Source organism: Limnospira indica PCC 8005, from assembly GCF_000973065.1.
Taxonomy (GTDB): Bacteria; Cyanobacteriota; Cyanobacteriia; order Cyanobacteriales; family Microcoleaceae; genus Limnospira; species Limnospira fusiformis.
This window is the reverse complement of record NZ_FO818640.1, coordinates 2,270,428-2,290,566: the sequence shown is the minus strand read 5'-3', so window position 1 is coordinate 2,290,566 and position 20,139 is coordinate 2,270,428. Positions and strand designations below refer to the sequence as shown.

The 20,139-nt window shown below is 47.2% G+C and carries 10 protein-coding genes and 10 pseudogenes; 7 read left to right on the top strand and 13 right to left on the bottom strand.

Translation table 11 applies throughout. From position 1 onward, the window contains the following. Nucleotides 1-64: 64 nt before the first annotated feature. From XZ46_RS10030 to XZ46_RS10005, 6 genes and pseudogenes are all read right to left on the bottom strand, one after another. The gene (locus tag XZ46_RS10030; RefSeq protein ID WP_006626148.1) at nucleotides 65-1,534 is read right to left on the bottom strand and encodes a serine/threonine-protein kinase; all 1,470 of its coding nucleotides are present in this window, start codon (nucleotides 1,532-1,534) and stop codon (nucleotides 65-67) included. Between the two features lie 210 nt (nucleotides 1,535-1,744). After that, nucleotides 1,745-2,136, bottom strand: a pseudogene (locus XZ46_RS28980) (zinc ribbon domain-containing protein); the annotation flags it as partial. 504 nt (nucleotides 2,137-2,640) lie between these two features. Further along, nucleotides 2,641-4,290, bottom strand: coding sequence for an IS1634-like element ISAtsp2 family transposase (locus XZ46_RS10020; RefSeq protein WP_048895005.1), 1,650 nt, complete (start codon nucleotides 4,288-4,290; stop codon nucleotides 2,641-2,643). Nucleotides 4,291-4,356: 66 nt separating this feature from the next. Beyond that, complete coding sequence (locus XZ46_RS10015) at nucleotides 4,357-5,385, bottom strand: transposase (protein ID WP_006669275.1); 1,029 nt, start codon at nucleotides 5,383-5,385, stop codon at nucleotides 4,357-4,359. 325 nt (nucleotides 5,386-5,710) lie between these two features. Beyond that, nucleotides 5,711-6,283: a (2Fe-2S) ferredoxin domain-containing protein gene (locus tag XZ46_RS10010; RefSeq protein ID WP_006626152.1), complete on the bottom strand. Its 573-nt coding sequence runs from the start codon at nucleotides 6,281-6,283 to the stop codon at nucleotides 5,711-5,713. 47 nt (nucleotides 6,284-6,330) lie between these two features. Beyond that, the gene (locus XZ46_RS10005) at nucleotides 6,331-6,576 is read right to left on the bottom strand and encodes an Asr1405/Asl0597 family protein (protein ID WP_035760234.1); all 246 of its coding nucleotides are present in this window, start codon (nucleotides 6,574-6,576) and stop codon (nucleotides 6,331-6,333) included. Nucleotides 6,577-6,864: 288 nt separating this feature from the next. On the opposite strand from XZ46_RS10005, the gene XZ46_RS36485 reads away from it, so the two are divergent. Further along, a complete protein-coding gene (locus tag XZ46_RS36485) occupies nucleotides 6,865-7,371 on the top strand; it encodes a hypothetical protein (protein ID WP_008050218.1) in 507 nt (168 codons plus the stop codon). A 95-nt stretch (nucleotides 7,372-7,466) separates the two neighbouring features. Here XZ46_RS36485 and XZ46_RS09995 read toward each other — a convergent pair whose 3' ends face one another. The 5 genes and pseudogenes from XZ46_RS09995 to XZ46_RS09970 form a co-directional block, all read right to left on the bottom strand. Next, on the bottom strand, nucleotides 7,467-9,722 hold the full coding sequence (locus XZ46_RS09995) for a PP2C family protein-serine/threonine phosphatase (RefSeq protein ID WP_006626155.1): 2,256 nt from the start codon (nucleotides 9,720-9,722) through the stop codon (nucleotides 7,467-7,469). A 382-nt stretch (nucleotides 9,723-10,104) separates the two neighbouring features. Next, nucleotides 10,105-10,443, bottom strand: a pseudogene (locus tag XZ46_RS09990) (IS630 family transposase); the annotation flags it as partial. Nucleotides 10,444-10,464: 21 nt separating this feature from the next. Further along, a pseudogene (locus XZ46_RS32235) lies at nucleotides 10,465-11,342 on the bottom strand (IS630 family transposase). Between the two features lie 67 nt (nucleotides 11,343-11,409). After that, nucleotides 11,410-11,943, bottom strand: a pseudogene (locus tag XZ46_RS09975) (IS630 transposase-related protein); the annotation flags it as partial. A 1,761-nt stretch (nucleotides 11,944-13,704) separates the two neighbouring features. Next, the gene (locus XZ46_RS09970) at nucleotides 13,705-14,043 is read right to left on the bottom strand and encodes an NAD(P)H-quinone oxidoreductase subunit M (protein WP_006615757.1); all 339 of its coding nucleotides are present in this window, start codon (nucleotides 14,041-14,043) and stop codon (nucleotides 13,705-13,707) included. Between the two features lie 825 nt (nucleotides 14,044-14,868). Here XZ46_RS09970 and XZ46_RS09965 point away from each other — a divergent pair. The 3 genes and pseudogenes from XZ46_RS09965 to XZ46_RS28970 form a co-directional block, all read left to right on the top strand. Further along, nucleotides 14,869-15,402 (top strand): annotated as a pseudogene (locus XZ46_RS09965) (IS630 transposase-related protein); the annotation flags it as partial. 65 nt (nucleotides 15,403-15,467) lie between these two features. After that, nucleotides 15,468-16,344 (top strand): IS630-like element ISAtsp1 family transposase gene (locus XZ46_RS32220; RefSeq protein ID WP_157883436.1). Its coding sequence is split into 2 segments (ribosomal slippage): nucleotides 15,468-15,797 and nucleotides 15,799-16,344, totalling 876 coding nucleotides; the frame shifts between segments, so codons are not numbered across the junction. 17 nt (nucleotides 16,345-16,361) lie between these two features. Continuing rightward, nucleotides 16,362-16,595, top strand: a pseudogene (locus XZ46_RS28970) (IS1 family transposase); the annotation flags it as partial. Nucleotides 16,596-16,610: 15 nt separating this feature from the next. On the opposite strand, the pseudogene XZ46_RS09950 reads toward XZ46_RS28970, so the two are convergent. Next, nucleotides 16,611-16,919 (bottom strand): annotated as a pseudogene (locus XZ46_RS09950) (IS630 transposase-related protein); the annotation flags it as partial. 61 nt (nucleotides 16,920-16,980) lie between these two features. Here XZ46_RS09950 and XZ46_RS28965 point away from each other — a divergent pair. After that, nucleotides 16,981-17,223 (top strand): annotated as a pseudogene (locus tag XZ46_RS28965) (transposase); the annotation flags it as partial. Nucleotides 17,224-17,357: 134 nt separating this feature from the next. Here the strand turns inward: XZ46_RS28965 and XZ46_RS09945 are convergent. After that, a complete protein-coding gene (locus tag XZ46_RS09945) occupies nucleotides 17,358-18,425 on the bottom strand; it encodes a Gfo/Idh/MocA family protein (protein WP_006616252.1) in 1,068 nt (355 codons plus the stop codon). A 347-nt stretch (nucleotides 18,426-18,772) separates the two neighbouring features. Between XZ46_RS09945 and XZ46_RS32215 the strand changes: the two are divergent. Both XZ46_RS32215 and XZ46_RS34120 read left to right on the top strand, forming a co-directional pair. After that, nucleotides 18,773-19,763: pseudogene (locus XZ46_RS32215) on the top strand (IS4 family transposase); the annotation flags it as partial. Nucleotides 19,764-19,963: 200 nt separating this feature from the next. After that, nucleotides 19,964-20,134 (top strand): annotated as a pseudogene (locus tag XZ46_RS34120) (IS4 family transposase); the annotation flags it as partial. Between the last annotated feature and the right edge of the window lie 5 nt (nucleotides 20,135-20,139).

Here is a 20,139-nt window from a genome sequence, read left to right as displayed (position 1 = left end):
GGTGAGATTTCCCCAGGGACAGATCAGAACAATTGTATTGTGATCATATTTCCGTGATAGTCTGTCAAAGTCCGCAAGCCTCCACACTTAAAAATAAATGTTCCAGCAGCCATAGAGTTCTATCCCACTCTCGACCAGCCATCACACTCAAGGCGGGTAGATGACCTTCGGGGGCTTTCAGAGAAAATGATAACTGATCATAGTCTTTGACATATATATCATCTGATGGGTGGCGATCGCACCATCCCACCCGTTGAGCAAATTCAGATGTGTTTTGGTTAACCTGTTCCCAAATCCGCCTTTGAACCCCAAAGCCAAAGCGACCGCGACTAGCCTGTTCCCAAACTTGATTAATTTCCCTTAACTCTCGACAGGGAAAAGTAGCTATTTGTGCGGTACTAAAACACCCAGCCTGACTACCGACAATTTCCAGCATTAACCGAGAAGTTTCAGCATCAGCCTCCCGCCATTTTCCGGCTTTCATGAGATCCTGTAACTTTTGATAAGGATTCAGTTTAGGGGTAACTTTGGGGGGAGGTGGGGGAGTGGCAGCGTGGGTATATTTTTGGGTGATCGGTGGAACAATGCGCTGATAGTTCTGGGTAGGTATAGGTTGATACTGATAGGGATAGGGCTGTTTAAGAATTTGTAGCACTTCTTGAGCCGACTGATAGCGATCGCGAACAAAATCCCGGGTTAAGCGGTCCAAAACCTCTGCTAACTGTCGGGGGACAGAAACATTAGCTGGTAAACGTTCTCGCCATACCCAACGCCCTTCCATAGCATCATAGAGGTCATCTCTACCATCTTCTGAGGGTAAACACCCAGTCAGCAAACGCAAACAAGTCACCCCTAAACTATACAAATCACTAGCGGGGTAGACCTGACCTCGTAACTGTTCCATAGGTATATATCCAGGTGTCCCGACAGTAGTTCCCTGTCCCACCGTGGTAGTTCCCGTCACCTGTTTAGAGACACCAAAATCAATCAGGATTAACTGATTATCGCGGCTACGGCGCATGATATTTTCTGGTTTGATGTCACGGTGAATTATATTGCGGTTGTGGATAATCTGGAGGATCTCAAGCAATTCAGACAAAATTTGATAAATCTGATCAGGATTAAAATGTCCCTTTTGCTGTAACTCCTGCAACAGATTCTGTCCATCAATATATTCTTGCACCAAATAAAGTCGCCTATCCTGTTCAAAATAGGCAATCAACCCCGGAATTTGGGGATGTTCCCCTAACTCATATAACCGCTGGGCTTCTTGTTTAAATAATTCTGTGGCTTTTTGTCGCGCTGCTGTTCCCTGAACTTGGGGCATAAATTGCTTAATCACACAGGGATCATTCATCCGATCAACATCTTTGGCTTCATAGGTGCGACTGAACCCCCCGTATCCCAATTGTCGAATTACGCGATAGCGGTTTCGGAACAATGGCAGCAAAATCGGCGCCCCACAGCTTTGACAAAATCGATAACCCTCATTATTAAATGGGTTAGGGCAACTTGGGTTGCAACAGTACAGCATCTCCAGGGTTGAACGAGTTTGCTCTATTGTCTCATGTTTCTCGATCTACCCTGGTGGCTGATGAAGCTCACCCCACCTGCCTTGGGCAGGTGGGGGTGTCGGTGCTAACCTCGAACTGTGCTAGTCCACAGGTCACACAAACAAGCCCAGCTTCTAGGCGAACCTCGAGAACTTTGGATCGAGGGTTCCTCACTGTCCTTACTGATACATTTACGCGACATTTTTCCGGTTGTTCCCGGACAATGCAACGATAGCACTATTACCCGTTAAGGTAACAGAGGCGGTATCCCGCAAAGCTTTTAGAAAGATTCCAAAAGCACCGTTCCAGTCCCGTGGTAGAGTGAACCCGCACTCAGGACATCGGAACACTTTTGAGCCACCTAGCTGGGAATGGACATGACCACAGTGAGTACAGGTTTTGCTGGTGTATTCTTCGGTCACATCTACAACTGTTCAGTTATTTCCCCTTGATGTCTCAGGGTTAGTTTGAATCGATAATGCGCCCATTTCAGCATGGCGCGGGCAGTCTTAGACCTGATTAGACGCTTCACCTTGGCAACCATATTGGAAGTCTCGAAGGTGGGCCCAAAAATCAGGCTGTGTTATGGGATGGCCAGGGATGCGACCCAATCAACCAAGGGGTTGAAGTCCTCACCGGGTAGTTATTTCGCCCATTTCAGCTCTATTTCATACCCGAAGGTCTCGCACCATACTTGGTATTATACCGTATTGCCGTCAAATGTTAACCTAATTTGAGATTAAATCATGCTCTTCGAGAAGAGCTTCGCTCTACGGCGAGTGAGCTTAAGAATACCTCGTGCAGCAATATTGAGCGCCCCATTGAGGTCGGCATTGTATCGCTTGCCCTAGGAAAATTTAGCCAGGGCATAGTTTTTGCCATCCCGCCCTTTCGACTCCACTGCCGTCATAAGCCAGCTTTTAGGTGGAGCTACGACATCAATGACCTTACCGCCTATCTCTTGCCATTTCATCTCCGTCAAATCTCGAATCATACCTTTAAGCCATCCATGAAAGCGTTGGCGAAGTAAGGAGCGCTTGCGCCCCCCCTTAGTCTTCCATCCTACATTCCGCAGGTTGATAGGTAATTAACCGGATGCGTAGTAATAGCGCTCAACGGGTGGACCGAAGAGGTGAATAATCAATCGCCGTTCATCATTGAGATTGCTAATCTGCCTTTGCCCATCGAGATTAACCCAGTGGATTCCTTGAAACTTCTGCATAATCCAGCGAAAGGTCGGTTTAGCGGTGGGTTGTTGGCGTTGGTCGCGCACCGTTTGCTTCTGAGCATCTAGCGCCTGTCGCAGTTGGCGTTCGGCGAGGGTATACACCATAAGGGTTAGGGCCATGATGAGAGCTAAGGCCTCGACCCGCTGCGGCTTTTTGACAAAGACGCTACTGGCCAAGAAGAGGGGGTCTTTGAGGAAGCGAAAGCCTCTCTCGACGGTCTGTTGCCCTTTATATTCGCTCAAGCAGGTCTGAGCCGGCCAGAGGGATTGCTCCAGTTGATTGGTGGCTAGAATAAAGCGACTACGCTGACGGCTAAAGCGGTCTTCCGCCGTGGCGGTCTGCTGTAACGTGGCCTGGAGCCGATAGCCCTGAACTGGGGTGGGTTCGGCGGATTTGGCGGGACGACCGGGGGGTCGCTTGGCCCGCACCGTCTCCAGGGAGACCTGAGTGAGCTGATGCACCTCGAGTCCATCTTGAAACTGCATCAAGGCCTCGAGGGCATCGGGTTTGCAAGCAAAGACCCGCTGGGTCAGCTTTTTCAATTGGCGGTTGAGGCGGTGTTCGAGCTTCTCTAATTCGGGTTGCCAGAGGTCGGCATTGGCTTTGCGGGTTTGGCTTTCGACGAGGCGCCAGCGCTGGCGCACTCCGGCATAGGTCTGCTCAATCTCCCACATCCGGTAATCCTTGGAGTTGCAGGGGACTTCAGTCAGTCGGGTGACATCGCTGTGCACCAGCTCTTGAGCCGCTTTTAGGGTCAGCGGCACCCGTGATAGCCACCCCGTGGTCTCCATCTGCTGCAGATTGGCTGCTGTGTAAAAGGCGGCATCCATCACAACGATACCGTCGCTAGTCCATTGGTCACCAAACGCCTTGAGCACCTCTGCAAACTGCTGAGTGTCCTGTTCATTGCCACTGGCCAACTGCAACCATAGCGGCACGCCACCGTCGGCGGCACAGACTAGAGTCATCAAAAACTGTTTCAAATCTGGACGATGGTCTCGGGAATAGCCTCGACACAGCCGAATTGGGCTGGGTTCTGCTGATGTCTCACCGGGGGGAGCTGACTCAAGTCCTACCTCGGATTTCCCCTTCGAGCACCGCTGATACTTCCCTTCTACTGAGATCGAGGTGGCATCGAGATGACGCTGTTGAATATCAATTCCAAATCGTTCCACAGCCTGGAGCGCCACCTGGAGAAAAAATGATGTCGTCCCTTCTGCGTAGAGTTCATCCAACACTCGACCTAAGCGGTCGTCATTCAAGTGACGAGCCTCTACCCCTTCCCCGAGCAGATGAGACACCGCTTTACTCTCAAAAAACTCGCTGAATAAATACAACGGTGCACTGAGAAAGCCTAGGGCGTTCAAAATCATGGCTTTAACCACTTGTCCGGCACTCACATGCTCCAAGCTATGAGGTTCAATCCGCTTATCCGTCAACTCGACCAGGCCAAGTTCGTCAATCACTCCAGCCACTAAACCCAGATGGTCTAAATTTTTAATCTGCATCGCCAGAGCCTACCGCTCGAAGGAACCCTTTCTAGCCTAGACTAGCACCATATCTTTTATTCCCTGTCAACCTGCGGAATGTAGGTTCCATCCTTTCAGGTTCTCAAAGACAATGGCATCGGCATTGAACTGTTGGGCAATCTGCACAATACGCTTCGAGACAATCTGCCCAATTTGACGGTTGATATTACGGCATTTGCGGTAGGTATGAGAGCAGAAGCCTTTCTGGAGACTTCCACCTAGCCCCATTGTCTTACTAGCTCGTTTAGATACCGATTTCAGCCGCTTATCTCGACGGTCGCCGTTCCGCTGGACGCAGGTTCCAGCGGCTGCGGCGACTTCGTCTATGTCTCTGGCTGGGTGAATAAACTCCCGATAGGTTACAGTGCCGTCAAAATTCACGACTGCCACAGTAGCGGTGGTGTTGATACCCAGGTCAACACTTACAACTCGACCCTCTCCCTCCCGTTGAGGTGGATGACACTCAAATGGAACTGAGAGATGACAGGCTTTTTTCTGCTCATTGAAGATAAGGGACGGTGACAGCAGCTTGTTACTATCTACGGTATGCCGTTCTCGTAGGCTGGTTATCTCAATGGTAGTCCAGACCCAATCAGTTCCGTTAAATACCTTGATGTCGATGCGGTCATAGCCATGGAGTTTATAGCACTGACCCTTATACAGGGTCGGATAACAGCCACTGTTGGGATTGAGTACGGGAGGTTTGGCATCCCGACGTTGACGAGTTCCCGATTGCCATTCCCGATATCGGGTCATGTAGCTACTGACTTGGCCAGCGGCGAAAACAATGGCGGCTCTTCGGTAGTAGCTGGGGAACTTGTAAAAGGTTTGGTCAAATTGCCGGTATTTGGGGTTAGGGTTCTTGGCGGTTTGGTGAATCAGTTTCTCAACGGCTAGAACCCGTTTTTGACTCGATAACCCCCCTAGAGATGGCCAATGAGTTAAGAGAATTCCCATCAAATGCCGACAGACACCTAGGGAGACCTCAACCGTCTGGAGCAGCAGCACTTGCTGGCTGGCTGTCGGGTTAAGATTCCATAGGTCTGTACGGATGATTGATGTGGTTTGTGCCATAACGGTATGATAACCTAAGGCTTGTCAGATCGGCGGCTCCTTGACCCCCACCTGCCGTTGGGCGAGGTGGGGGAATGCGTCGCTATTTTTGTTCAAATTTGCTCAGGGTTTTTTGAGGATAATCCATTACATCAGACTTACCCAAACCTACCCATAACTAGACTTTTTTATGTCACGATCGCTCTCCCCCCTATCTTGAGAGGGGGATTCACAATCGACCCAAAAACGGTAATTAGGGGCGGGTTCACGAACAATCTGCTCGAAATAGAGGATGATTGCTAGAGGCGGCGGCTACAGCAGGGGAAGTCGAAACGCCCCTATTACTCTATGTAGTTGTTGATGCCAAATGCTTCTCAATCACCTCAGAAATATCTGAGGGTTTGACTCGCGTATAATGAGCCTTATCTGGCATGACAACTAAGTTGGGCCCTAATTTACATTTTTTCAGACAACCTGTTTTTTCAATTTTAACTTGATCATGCAATCCGCGATCGCATAAGGCTTGCTCCAGGACTCGACAAACTGCTTGTCCTCCTCGCTGGCGACAATCAGATTTCTGACAAACTAGAATTTTCGCCGGTTTAGGCTGGCTTTTGGTTGAGGGCCTCACAGAGTTGACTGGGCGCACTGAGGGTTCAGATGCTGGTATAATCTTGGTGGCTTTGAGTTTGACTTTGGCATTTTTTAAATTGAGGATTTTTTCGCCAAATACTCTCACCTCTAACCCCTCAGATAACAGGTGTTTTGCCTCGTCACGTAATCGCTTAGATAGCTTAATTGTATACAATCCTGATGTAGTCATCAGTTGCAGGATTTGCGGGGTTTTGCCTTTTAATAAAATCTGCAAAACTCTACCCGAAAGGCTGAAATCCGAAACTTGCTTATTGAATTTAGACATAATTTTTGCGGTTTGTTTGGTGTGCTTGGGTTCATGGGATTTATTGCCTAACTACGATTCCAGGCCCTTTCCAGAGATAGGGCTAGTTCCCGTGGCGATGCACTTAACCTTCTCAGGACACTAGCAAGCTGAACAGCTTCGGTGGTGTTGGTAATCTTTACCCGCAGCGGGTGATCTACCTGACACCAACAGCTAATTCCCAATTCTTGCAGCCGCCGATAGACCTGCCACCTTTTTGACCAGGCCACTTCTACTACTTCACCGGACTTCGGATCTAATTCTGATGAATTCATTACCACATCTAAATGAAAGAGATTTGCACTAAATTGGGCTGATGACTGCTGCCCTAGCTCACAAATGACTCGGATAGTCCCATATTTCATTGATAACACAAATGATATCTTTTCTCAATAGTCTGTTTATAAAAGTTTACGAAAACGTCAGCCCGGTCGAGTGGCAACTTCAACATCCGCATATATACTTACAGTAAAAAATCTGTAAATTTGGATACATTTTTTCTAAAATTATGCCAAAATTTTAGTAGGGGAATTTTTTAATCATAAAATCGGAGATTTAAAATCATGAGTTTAGAAGAACAAGCCCGGGAATTGTTGGTCCAGAATCGTCACCATAAGCAGCATCTTGACGAAACGATGCTTTCGCGGGCGGCCCAGGAAAGCGATCGCGCACCTGGAGCTGGTTCGGAGCCTAATCACAGTATGGCGGACGAACAAGCACGGGAACTGTTAGCCGAAACCCGTCACCATGAGGAACATTTACACGAAACCATGCTTTCGCGGGCGGCCCAGGAAAGCGATCGCGCACCTGGAGCTGGTTCGGAGCCTAATCACAGTATGGCGGACGAACAAGCACGGGAACTGTTAGCCGAAACCCGTCACCATGAGGAACATTTACACGAAACCATGCTTTCGCGGGTGGCCCAGGAAAGCGATCGCGCACGTGGAGCTGGTTCGGAGCCTAATCACAGTATGGCGGACGAACAGGCGCGGGAACTGTTAGCCGAAACCCGTCACCATGACGAACATATCCACGAAACGATGCTGTCGCGGTCTAGTGAGGGATATTAGCAATAGTAGAGGTAGAGTTAGCATAGCCCCATGAGGGGAGACAAAACCACCTAGGAAGGTAGTTAGCAACCTACTTTCTTAGGTGGTAGATCTGGCTAATTATCGCCCAATGTTCCGACTGAATTAACTTGGCAATTTCCGTATTGTTCCGGTGGAATAATCACATCAGTCAGCCAGAGACTTTGAACATCATCCTCTCGGAGCCAGCCTCTGTCTCCTGGCTGTAGGGTGGTGATTTCCTCTAGGTTATCTATGGGTTGATTAATCCCTTGAGGGTCGGAGTCGTCCAATTCTGTCGGTAAAGGGGTATTATTGTCTGGTGTAGCTAGATTATGCGATGAGGGAACCGAACACACTTTTAACTCTACCCAAGTTCCGTCATTTTGGGTTGTTTGTCGTTCGAGAACCTGAAAGACACTATTGCTAGGAACTTCCCCTTTTAATTCCCCTTCCACAAAGTCTTGGTGCAATACAATAGGACTTGGGGGGATGTTATTCTGTATAGTGCGAGCAGAACTCAATTGGATGACTGATCCAAGCGGAACACCTGCGCCATAGGGGACAGTTGGGGTAGGGAGAGAAGGATCAGCGGGTCTGGTGGTAAGGGGGGTGCTAGTAGGCGGTTCGTCGGGTTCTGTGGTCTGATCACCCCCTAGGAATGTCCAAGCTAAGGCCCCGCCAATACCCAACAGTATTAAAATGCCTAATGATAATAACCAAATTGAACGGCTTTTGTTTTTGTCAACTACAATTAATTCGGTTTGCATAGCTGAGTCGTCAGAACCGCTGAGGTCTGATGAGCTATCGGCTATGGTGTCATCGTTGAGACTAATGGCGGTAGGAACGGAAATTTCCGGTAAGTCTTGAATTGTCTTGGGGGAAACTTGAAAATGCAGTAGGGCGATGGTAACGTTATCATGGCCGTTTTGGGTGTTGGCAATTTTCAAGAGGCGATCTCGTACTGATGGGAGGGTAGTTTGACCCTGCAAAACTGGTAAGATTTCGCTCTCCCAATATTGTTCTACCCGATCGCGATCGCTCAATCCATCGGAACATAGGACAAAGATACAATCGGAGTCAACGGGAAATCTCTGGATGGTAGGATGTAAATTGAGAGAGTGGGTAATTCCGAGGGCTTGAATTAGGGCTCCCGATGATACTTGCTGTAATGCTTCACGATAGATAGTATAGCCTAGTCTAACTTCTCGGGAGGCGACATCATCATCAAGGGTAACCTGGTAGCAACCCTCAGGTGTAATCCAGTAGGCGCGGGAGTCTCCAATATGGGTTAAATATATTTCATGAACATGAGCCAAAGCCATGACTATAGTAGTTCCCATGCGTTGACGACCCTGGCGCTCTTCGGTATCATTGCGATCGCTAATGGCATCGTTAGCAATACTAATGGCTCGCTTCAACCGATTGGTCAAGGAAAGGGGGTCCCAATTGGCGGGATGTAGGGGAATTTTTTCCATTTGTTCCCGTACAATTTCAATAGCTAAACCAGAAGCCACCTCGCCGCCTTCCTGTCCGCCAATACCATCGCAGACAATAGCCAAAGCCATGGAGTTTTCATCAATACCATCGTTGTACGCGGACCGATAGCAGGCATCCTCATTATGCGATCGCGTAGGACCTGCATCTGTGACGGTGACAATATCGACTTGTCTTTCTAAAGACCGTCCACAAATGACTAAGGCTTGGTCTAGTTGACTGGCCAAGCGCATCGACTTTCTAATTTCCCCGGCTATCAGTTGTTGGGTAAGTTGTTCCAAAAATTTCTGAATCCGGCGATCTGCTGTAGGAATTAACGATTGCCAAACTGACCCCAGTTGAGATAGTCCTGCGGCTTTAGCTTGGTAGCGTAATTCCAATAATCTGACCAGAGGCCCTTCTACCCGCAGCAGGTCAAAATCAAGTAGACTGGAAGCGACCCCCTGACAACTCAAGGGATACCACAATGTAGCTATCTGCCATAACCAGCTTAATTGACGCATGGCTGATGTTTCTTCCCAGACTTGGGATAGTAATGGTCGAAGTTCCCCCGACTTAGGTTCAATGGGGCATCCTTCTAACAGCCATATATCTTTTTTTAGGGGACTTTTGGCTGCAGGTATCCACCCATAGACCTGGGGAATGTGGAGTCGCTCAGAAAACAGTTTCAGGTAACAGGAAATCTCCTCGGCGGTAATATCATTTCCGGGAGTTTGCGGAAGTTGTTCGGGTTGAGTGTCCACAAAAATACGACCGCCCTGGCTGAGATAGCGATCGGCAATCAAAGTTCCAGCGGGCATATCCTCAAAGCCCGTAACGAGCGCCCATAGATAGTATTTTCGCATATCATTTTGCATAGAGGGTTCTCACATCTGGAGTAGCCACCAAATTGGGTTCAGGGAATATTTGGATACCAGACCAGAGTGTCTCGTTTCATACCAATACAATCGAGGGTTACGACACAGACAGCAGCCAAGCATTGGAACAACAACACATAGAGTGGTGCAGAAGGGGCGCGTGCGTCACGAAATGTAATCTTTTCGTGTTTTCCGAAAATTGTCGGGATGTGACGCACCCTACAGTTATTGGCGCTGAGTGACTGGCTGGTGTGAACTATTGTAGCGCTTATTATCTCCCAGTATAGTTATCATAGGACCGGGATTTATAGCACAAGACAGAAAAGTTAGGACGTATAGCACAAGACAGGAAAGTTAGGACGTATAGCACTAGTCAATACGGTTAGGACGCAGCCTTGAGAACAGAATCCATGGCATCATGGAGAGAATCAAACTGCTCAATACAATGGCGAATGCGGGCTTTCAACCACGACCAACATTTCTCTATCTTGTTGAGGTCTGGCGAATAAGGCGGAAGATAGAGTAAACGGCATTGAGCCGCCTCCGCCAGTTCAGCAATCCGCCCCCCTTGATGAAACGTTGCATTGTCCAGTACTAGAGTTTGACCAGGCTTCAATGTTGGAATTAAGATGAACTCCAACCACAACTCAAACACTGTCCGATTACAACAACCCTCAAAGGTAAAGGGGGCTAAGAGTTGTTGATGACACCATGCGGCCATATATAGCATTAGTCAAGGTGGTTAGGACGTAGCTTTGAGAACGGAATCCATGGCATCATGGAGAGAATCAAACTGCTCACGTGCAGTGGCGAATACGGGCTTTCAGCCACGACCAACATTTCTCTATCTTGTTGAGGTCTGGCGAATAAGGCGGAAGATAGAGTAAACGGCATTGAGCTGCCTCCACCAGTTCAGCAATCCGTCCCCCTTTATGAAACGTTGCATTGTCCAATACTAGAGTCTGACCTGGCTTCAATGTTGGAATTAAGATGAACTCCAACCACAACTCAAACGCTGTCCGATTACAACAACCCTCAAAGCTAAAGGGAGCTAAGAGTTGTTGATGACACCATGCGGCTATCATACTTACCCTGCCCTGCCTCTTCCCTGATTTGAGTGCATGGAAGCGTTTTCCTTCCTCGCAGTAACCATAAGGGTAATCCGAGTCCTGACTATTCATGCCGGCTTCATCGAGGTAGACCACTTCTTCCGGCTCCATATGTTCAATCTGAGCCATAAACTCCTCTCGCTGTTGCTTCCAACGTTCTTGGTAGCCGTAAGTTTTTTTTTCTGGTGAAGCCAATTTTCTTCAAGGCTCTGGATATGGTGCGAGGAGAGATGTCGTCATCCCAAAGTTCAGCCATTTGAGCTGCTGTTTTGTGGCCATGCTCTTGGGCAAAAGCCTTGAATTTTTGCCAGTCGGTAATTTTGTGGTTATTGCCAGGTCGGTGATGAGGTTTAGGGAGGAAGTCTCCGGTCTGTGCTTTTCTTTGCAGCCAGAGATTAATGGTGTTCCGGCTGACATGGAAAACTTGACTGGCTTCTGTTTTGGGCATACCGTCTAGTTCAATGGCATCAATAACTTTTTGTCTGAGGTCGTAACTATAGGGGGCTGGCATTTTTGGTCTTCTTAGTCATCTCGTCCTTCTCCCATTATACGTCCTAAGTGTTCTGTCTTGTGCTATAGCTCACCCTGCCCTGCCTCTTCCCGGATTTGAGGGCATGGAAGCGTTGTCCTTCCTCACAGTAACCATAAGGATAATCCGAGTCTTGACTATTGATGCCAGCTTCATCGAGGTAAACCAACTCTTCCGGCTCCATCTTTTCAATATGAGCAATAAACTCCTCTCGCTGTTGCTCATCACGTTCTTGGTAGCCGTAAGTTTTTTTTCTGGTGAAGCCAATTTTCTTCAAGGCTCTGGATATGGTGCGAGGAGAGATGTCGTCATCCCAAAGTTGAGCCATTTGAGCGGAGGTTTTGTGGCCATGCTCTTGGGCAAAAGCCTTGAATTTGTGCCAGTCGGTAATTTGGTGGCTATGACCAGGTGGGCGATTAGGTTTAGGGAGGAAGTCGCCGGTGTGTTCTTTTCTTTGCAGCCAGAGATTGATAGTGTTCCTGCTGACATGGAAAACTTGACTGGCTTCGGTTTTGGGTATACCGTCTAGTTCAATTGCATTAATAACTTTTTGTCTAAGGTCGTAACTGTAGGGGGCTGGCATTTTGGGTCTTCTGTAGATATCCTTGCCATTATACGTCCTAACTTTTCTGTCTTGTGCTATATGTGCAGGTAGTCGTATGAGCCCCCTACTTTTCCCCTTGCCCTTTTGGGCGCAGCGTGTCAACCTATTTCGCTGCTAATGTATTACCATGGTTCAAGTCGGACATTCAGTTTCCTTAATCATAGATGGTTGGCAGTGGTCGAGTAGGAGGTAGGTTCCTCCACACGCCTTCCGTTCCCCGCTTCAATCCTGGGGTTATGATTCCCCAAACTGGGGGTGGCTATCGCCGTTACCCTCTGCTCTGTGATTTCTCAGTTCGCTTAGGACCTTGGGTTCCCTGCCTTGCTTAGTTCCCTAAGCGTCGGGACATATAAACAGTTATGAGGATGGTCAGGAGTGCGATCCTTATATCCAAATTCGGGGCTGTAATCCTCACCGGGTAGTGATTTAGGGCATTTCAGCCCTATTTCATACCCGAACGTCTCGCACCATGTGCTTACATTTTTCACTACTGCCTTGTGAATAGCATTACTCACTTGTTTATAGGCAGACCATTAGAGGGGTTACAACGTTCCGTTTATACGGGCATTCCATCTTGAGATTTGTCCTGTCCACCGGGGTACTTTAAAGGTCTGTGCAGGTAGGTAAAGAAGCCTCCTACTTTTCCCCTTGTTCTTTTGAACGTAGCGTGTCAACCTATTTCGCTACTACAGAGTTACGATGGTTCAAGCCAGACATTCGGTTTCCCTAATCATGGATGGTTGGCAGTGGTCGCGTCTTGGTAGTAGGTTCTACCTCACGCCTTCCGTTCCCCGCTTCAATCTGACGGGTTATGATTCCTCAAACTGGGGGTGGCTATCGCCGTTACTCTCTACTCATTGTTATCATGGGGTCATAACTTCCCAATCAAAACAGTTTGTTTGATGACCTTGAGTTCCCTGCCTTGTTTGGGGGTTCAATCCAAACGTTGGGACGTATAAACAGTTATGGGGAATGGTTCGAGGCTCCGACCTCTTATCCAGACTCGAGGCTGGCTTCCCCACTAGGAGGTGATTTCAGGCATAACAGCCTTATTTGGTCTCCTAAAGATTTCGCACTCTCTACTCATTGTTATCATGGGGTCATAACTTCCCAATCAAAACAGTTTGTTTGATGGCCTTGAGTTCCCTGCCTTGTTTGGGGGTTCAATCCAAACGTTGGGACGTATAAACAGTTATGGGGAATGGTTCGAGGCTCCGACCTCTTATCCAGACTCGGGGCTGGCTTCCCCACTAGGAGGTGATTTCAGGCATCACAGCCTTATTTGGTCTCCTAAAGATTTCGCACTCTCTACTCATTGTTATCATGGGGTCATAACTTCCCAATCAAAACAGTTTGTTTGATGGCCTTGAGTTCCCTGCCTTGTTTGGGGGTTCAATCCAAACGTTGGGACGTATAAACAGTTATGGGGAATGGTTCGAGGCTCCGACCTCTTATCCAGACTCGGGGCTGGCTTCCCCACTAGGAGGTGATTTCAGGCATAACAGCCTTATTTGGTCTCCTCAACATTTCGCACCCTCTACTCCCTGATTTCTCAGTTTGTTTATGACCTTGGGTTCCCTGCCTTGCTTAGATTGATCCAAGCGTCGGGACATATAAACAGTTATGAGGTTGGTCAGAAGCGAGCTTCTTATATCCAGCTACGAGCTGGAACCCTCACGCTTGCTGTTATTTCAGGCATTGCAGCCCTATTTGATGCCTAAACGTCTCGCACGATTAATTTTAGGATGGGGTTTCTACTCGCGGCAGTCCCATACTATAGTTGACCGCCCTAGTACCGAGATTATAGGAGATTTGACCGGATTGCAAAAGCGATCGCACAAAATGCTCTAAATCTGATCCAATGCGACGGAGATTATATTCTGTCAAATCTTCCCCTTCCGATGCTGCGACTAACTCATCAAACTTTCGATAGACTTGTTGCAGGGCTTCATCATTCCAGTTAAATTCATTATCTGGGTCAATGTCAATGGTCAATTTTTCTTCACTGGGAATGATTTCGTTATCCTGAAGTTCCGCAGTCAAAATGTGAATGTGACGGGTTGTAGACTTTAACAGCATAGTTTAGGATGAGTGAGACTAAGTGCCTATTATACACTTATTACGGCGACTGTGATCCCAACAATCACCAGAGGCTAGGCTAATTGATAAGTGCGAGACGTTTAGGAGACCAAATAAGGCTGCAATGCCTGAAATAACCTCCTAGTGGGGATTTCAACCCCTTGATTGAATATAAGGATCGCACTCCTGACCATCCTCATAACTGTTTATATGTCCCGACGCTTGGAGAAATCTAAGCAAGGCAGGGAACTCAAGGTCATAAACAAACTGAGAAATCAGGGAGTAGAGAGTAACGGCGATAGCCACCCCCAGTTTTAGGATTCATAACCCTAGGATTGAAGCGGGGAACGGAAGGCATGAGGTAGAACCTACTACCAAAAATGTGACCACTGCCAACCATCCATGACTAAGGAAATCTGAATGTTCCGACTTGAACCATCGTAATTAGCAAGCAGCGAAATAGATTGACACGCTGCGCTCAAAAGAGCAAGGGGAAAAGAAGAGGTTTTTATATACCATCTTCACAGACCTTTAAAAGTACCCCGGTGGATAGGACAAGTCTAAAGATGGAATGCCCATATAAACGGAACGTTTTAAATCCTCCTGGACTCTGAATATCTGGTCGAGATATCAGTAGTAACAAATGTAAGCGCAAGTCCTAGAGGAAGTGAGATGTGACCAAAAGCCAACGCCCTGCTGTAATGGCAGGGATATGCTGACAGGTTACGGTTTGATTGCATGAATAGAGTCTAGTAGGAGTTATAGCACAAGACAGGAAAGTTAGGACGTATAATGGAGAGGACGAGATGACTAAGAAGACCAAAAATGCCAGCCCCCTATAGTTACGACCTCAGACAAAAAGTTATTGATGCCATTGAACTAGACGGTATGCCCAAAACAGAAGCCAGTCAAGTTTTCCATGTCAGCCGGAACACCATTAATCTCTGGCTGCAAAGAAAAGCACAGACCGGAGACTTCCTCCCTAAACCTAATCACCCACCTGGCAATAACCACAAAATTACCGACTGGCATAAATTCAAGGCTTTTGCCCAAGAGCATGGCCACAAAACCTCCGCTCAAATGGCTGAACTTTGGGATGACGACATCTCTCCTCGCACCATATCCAGAGCCTTGAAGAAAATTGGCTTCACCAGAAAAAAAACTTACGGCTACCAAGAACGTTGGAAGCAACAGCGAGAGGAGTTTATGGCTCAGATTGAACAGATGGAGCCACAAGAAGTGGTCTACCTCGATGAAGCCGGCATGAATAGTCAGGACTCGGATTACCCTTATGGTTACTGTGAGCAAGGACAACGCTTCCATGTCCTCAAATCCGGGAAGAGGCAGGACAGGGTGAGCTATAGCACAAGACAGAATACTTAGGACGTATAATGGAGAGGACGAGATGACTAAGAAGACCCAAAATGCCAGCCCCCTATAGTTACGACCTCAGACAAAAAGTTATTGATGCCATTGAACTAGACGGTATGCCCAAAACAGAAGCCAGTCAAGTTTTCCATGTCAGCAGGAACACCATTAATCTCTGGCTGCAAAGAAAAGCACAGACCGGAGACTTCCTCCCTAAACCTCATCACCGACCTGGCAATAACCACAAAATTACCGACTGGCAAAAATTCAAGGCTTTTGCCCAAGAGCATGGCGACAAAACAGCAGCTCAAATGGCTGAACTTTGGGATGACGACATCTCTCCTCGCACCATATCCAGAGCCTTGAAGAAAATTGGCTTCACCAGAAAAAAAAACTTACGGCTACCAAGAACGTTGGAAGCAACAGCGAGAGGAGTTTATGGCTCAGATTGAACAGATGGAGCCGGAAGAAGTGGTCTACCTCGATGAAGCCGGCATGAATAGTCAGGACTCGGATTACCCTTATGGTTACTGCGAGGAAGGAAAACGCTTCCATGCACTCAAATCAGGGAAGAGGCAGGGCAGGGTAAGTATGATAGCCGCATGGTGTCATCAACAACTCTTAGCTCCCTTTAGCTTTGAGGGTTGTTGTAATCGGACAGTGTTTGAGTTGTGGTTGGAGTTCATCTTAATTCCAACATTGAAGCCAGGTCAGACTCTAGTATTGGACAATGCAACGTTTCATAAAGGGGGACGGATTGCTGAACTGGTGGAGGCAGCTCAATGCCGTTTACTCTATCTACCACCTTATTCGCCAGACCTCAACAAGATAGAGAAATGTTGGTCGTGGCTGAAAGCCCGTATTCGCCACTGCATTGAGCAGTTTGATTCTCTCCATGATGCCATGGATTCCGTTCTCAAAGCTGCGTCCTAACCACCTTGACTAATGCTATATATATTACGGACGGATACAAAGTTTATCCTTGCTTAATTGAGGATTGCAATCATCTAGTCAGCAAAACGGCTATGACAAGAGTAGAAGGAGAAAACTGCCGTCTGAGGCACTATTTAGGCAGGCTACATCGCAAAACTTTGTGTGATTCCAAGTCCACTGAGATGTTGTACAAATCAATTCGCTTACTTATCTATTATTTGAAGCATGGACAACTTCCTCCGTTCTCTTAATCATTCCTCACTGTGCAATACCCTGGATATGGTGCGAGGAGAGATGTCGTCATCCCAAAGTTGAGCCATTTGAGCGGAGGTTTTGTCGCCATGCTCTTGGGCAAAAGCCTGGAATTTGTGCCAGTCGGTAATTTGGTGGCTATGACCAGGTGGGCGATTAGGTTTAGGGAGGAAGTCGCCGGTGTGTTCTTTTCTTTGCAGCCAGAGATTGATAGTGTTCCTGCTGACATGGAAAACTTGACTGGCTTCGGTTTTGGGTATACCGTCTAGTTCAATTGCATTAATAACTTTTTGTCTAAGGTCGTAACTGTAGGGGGCTGGCATTTTGGGTCTTCTGTAGATATCCTTGCCATTATACGTCCTAACTGTTCTATCTTGTGCTATAATTCCAGCATTGAAGCCAGGTCAGACTCTAGTATTGGACAATGCAACGTTTCATAAAGGGGGGCGGATTCCTGAGCTAGTGGAGGCGGCTCAATGCCGTTTGCTCTATCTACCACCTTATTCGCCAGACCTCAACAAGATAGAGAAATGTTGGTCGTGGTTGAAAGCCCGCATTCGCCATTGTATTGAGCAGTTTGATTCTCTCCATGATGCCATGGATTCCGTTCTCCAAGCTGCGTCCTAACTACCTTGACTAATGCTATACATCTAAACTGCCCTCGCGGTCAAGAGACTTTTAAGGCTCCCTCTGGGAGACCGAGAGAGAGCCACTCGGTGGGTCTGTTTCCCAGGGGAGAGCATCTTCGAGGATATCAGCTATCAACCGACTTGAACCGTCGGGGAGTTGATAGGATATGGTAGTTCTCTCGCCGACCAGACCTGACCATCCAAAGCCATTTGTTCAATCAAACTTGCCAATCGCAAGGCTTTTAAGGCTTGTTCTCCCCCTACTGACGGCTGATTTCCACCATGAACGCAACTGACAAAATGCTCTAATTCCGCATGGAGAGGTTCAATATTGCTAGTGTGGACTTTTTCAATTAATCCATCCTGACGATAGAGAATCTGGCCATAGTCAGTCACATAATCCGCCGTAGTTTGGCGGTGTATTAAAATCTCATTATTAAGGAAATCTGCTTCCGTGAGGGAATTTTTACAATGAGCTACAATAGATCGCAATTTCCTGTGGGTGACTTTACTAGCGATGAGAGTGGCAATAATGCCATTACCAAAACCCAAAGTAGCCGTCACATAATCAAGATAACCCGAATTTGAAGCACGACTGCCACTAGCAGTTAACTTCACCACCGGGGCGGGGACTAAATCCATTAACAAGTCGATATCATGAATCATTAAATCCAGCACCACCGACACATCATTAGCCCGGTGGGAGTATGGACTCATGCGATGTGCTTCTAAAGCCAAAACTTCCTCAGTTTTCAAGACTTTACCAAGTTCAGCAAAAGCCGGATTAAACCTTTCAATATGTCCGACCTGCAGGATGCGCTGATATTCTGCGGCTGCATTGACTAAAGACTCTGCTTCGGAAATACTAGCAGCGATGGGTTTTTCAATCAACACATGAACTCCGGCCTTGAGGCAAGTCATTCCTACCGAGTGATGTAGACGGGTGGGAACCGCCACACAAACCGCATCCACATATTCCAACAAATCCCGATAATCTTCAAAAAAGCGAACCTGGTATTTACTGGCTGTGTCGAGTCCCCGTTCCACATTAACATCGGAAACTCCCACCAGTTGTACATCCTTCAGCAAACTGAGAACCCGCGTGTGATGCTGTCCCATATTGCCAACACCAATTACCCCAATCCGTAGAGGGTCTAGTTGACCTCGCCCTACACTAATGCTTGAATATCCTGTTGACATCCTATTGAGCACTCCTGGAATCTTCTCCACCACACACAAAAGACAATTAAGCCGTAGGGGCAGGTTCACCAATAATCTGGTCAAGATAGAGGATGATTGGAGAACCCGCCCGTACTCGGACAAATCCACCCAGATACTATCACAGCATCAGATTTTGTACAGAATTTCTCTAAAGAAACCAGTAATTCTCATTATGGAAATTCAACTGCTATCGGGTGGGATGTCTAACTCGAGACCCTCAAGCCTGAGAGGGTGACAACGGAGGGAAAACCCAGATGGGGCAATTGTTTGAGATAATGGAGAGGTCGTCAAAAAGCGGGTGGCCCTTGGAGCTACCCTGACCAAAAATGCTAAAGACATTATACCAGAAACTATTACGAATCCATTTGAGCGAGAGTCAAGCACAGACCTTAGAACTCTTCGTTATGATGCTTCAAAGTTATCGGCAAGTCAGATTATCAACGCTCGCAAACTTATTTCCCCAACCCATTCAATACAAGAGTCGAATCCGAAATATCCAGCGATTTCTAAAACTCCCCCAACTTTCGGCTAAATTGCTGTGGTTTACGATAATCAAGGCCGCTTTAAAATCTGAATTTCGAGAAAAACATTTAAATAGAGAACAAAGGAGAAAGCGCTCAAGATTAAGTTTGAAAACAAAAAACTATGTAGCGGTTGCTATCGAGAGCACTCAATGGAGAGACCGGAATCTCCTGATGGTCACGATAATTTTGGGAAATCATGCTTTACCAATATATGGGGAGCTACTCTTCAAGTTGGGCAGTAGTTCTTTTCGGGAACAGAAACGAGTATTAGGGCCAGTACTAGCTCTTTTAAAACCTTATCCGGTTGTGGTAATAGGAGACGCGCGAATTTCATAGCGCCCAACTAGCAGACTGGCTAATAGCCAGAGGGGTAAACGTTGTATTTCGCCATCAAAAGAGCGCTTTTGTAGCCACATAAAACCATCCATGCAAGTCTTTAAAAGCCCAGGAATGTAAATTTTGCAAATCCTCCTTTTTAAAAAATGTAACCTTTCAAAAATATGAACCTATTCAGGGATTTAACCTAGGAGTTTATGGGCAAAAAAATCATCCTGGAAAAAAGGTAAAAGAAACGTGGTATTTACTAACCAAACTTGACAATCCCCAGCTGGTTAAGCAAATTTATCAAGCGCGATGGGGTATCGAAATGATGTTTAGAGATTGTAAAAGTGTGGGCGATAACATGGAATATACTCGGGTGGATTCAACCCGATTTTTCGCCTTATTTTTGTGAATTACTTTCGCTTATTGGCTGGCGACACAAAGAGGTCATAAGTTTAAATATAACCACTTGTGCGAGACGTTCAGGCATGAAATAGGGTTGCCACCTCAGTACAGGACAAAAAAGCTGAAAGTCTTAGCCAAAAGGGAATCTAGCCGAAAATGCTGAAGGGGGCGCTCCGGGCTGAGGCGAAAGTCGAGGGGTGGGGGGGGTAGCGCCAAGTTAGGGTGAGAGGGTTAGATCGGAATTACCGCAAACCAAACTTCCCTCTCATGAACGAGCTTAACCGATTACGAGACACTTTGCGCCCTCACTTGCCCTGGCACGGGGCGAGATGAAACTTTGTCTGCCTGTTCCTGATGGCGCTGTTTCAAGCCAAGACGGTCAATCTGGCGGAATTGGCGACGGTCTTCGCAAATCCTGTGCAAATTTCCTCAAATTATAGCAT

Coding starts and splice junctions, on each gene's coding strand:
- XZ46_RS10030 (WP_006626148.1), bottom strand. CDS start 1,534: ATGCTGTACTGTTGCAACCCAAGTTGCCCTAACCCATTTAATAATGAG.
- XZ46_RS10020 (WP_048895005.1), bottom strand. CDS start 4,290: ATGCAGATTAAAAATTTAGACCATCTGGGTTTAGTGGCTGGAGTGATT.
- XZ46_RS10015 (WP_006669275.1), bottom strand. CDS start 5,385: ATGGCACAAACCACATCAATCATCCGTACAGACCTATGGAATCTTAAC.
- XZ46_RS10010 (WP_006626152.1), bottom strand. CDS start 6,283: ATGTCTAAATTCAATAAGCAAGTTTCGGATTTCAGCCTTTCGGGTAGA.
- XZ46_RS10005 (WP_035760234.1), bottom strand. CDS start 6,576: ATGAATTCATCAGAATTAGATCCGAAGTCCGGTGAAGTAGTAGAAGTG.
- XZ46_RS36485 (WP_008050218.1), top strand. CDS start 6,865: ATGAGTTTAGAAGAACAAGCCCGGGAATTGTTGGTCCAGAATCGTCAC.
- XZ46_RS09995 (WP_006626155.1), bottom strand. CDS start 9,722: ATGCAAAATGATATGCGAAAATACTATCTATGGGCGCTCGTTACGGGC.
- XZ46_RS09970 (WP_006615757.1), bottom strand. CDS start 14,043: ATGCTGTTAAAGTCTACAACCCGTCACATTCACATTTTGACTGCGGAA.
- XZ46_RS09945 (WP_006616252.1), bottom strand. CDS start 18,425: ATGTCAACAGGATATTCAAGCATTAGTGTAGGGCGAGGTCAACTAGAC.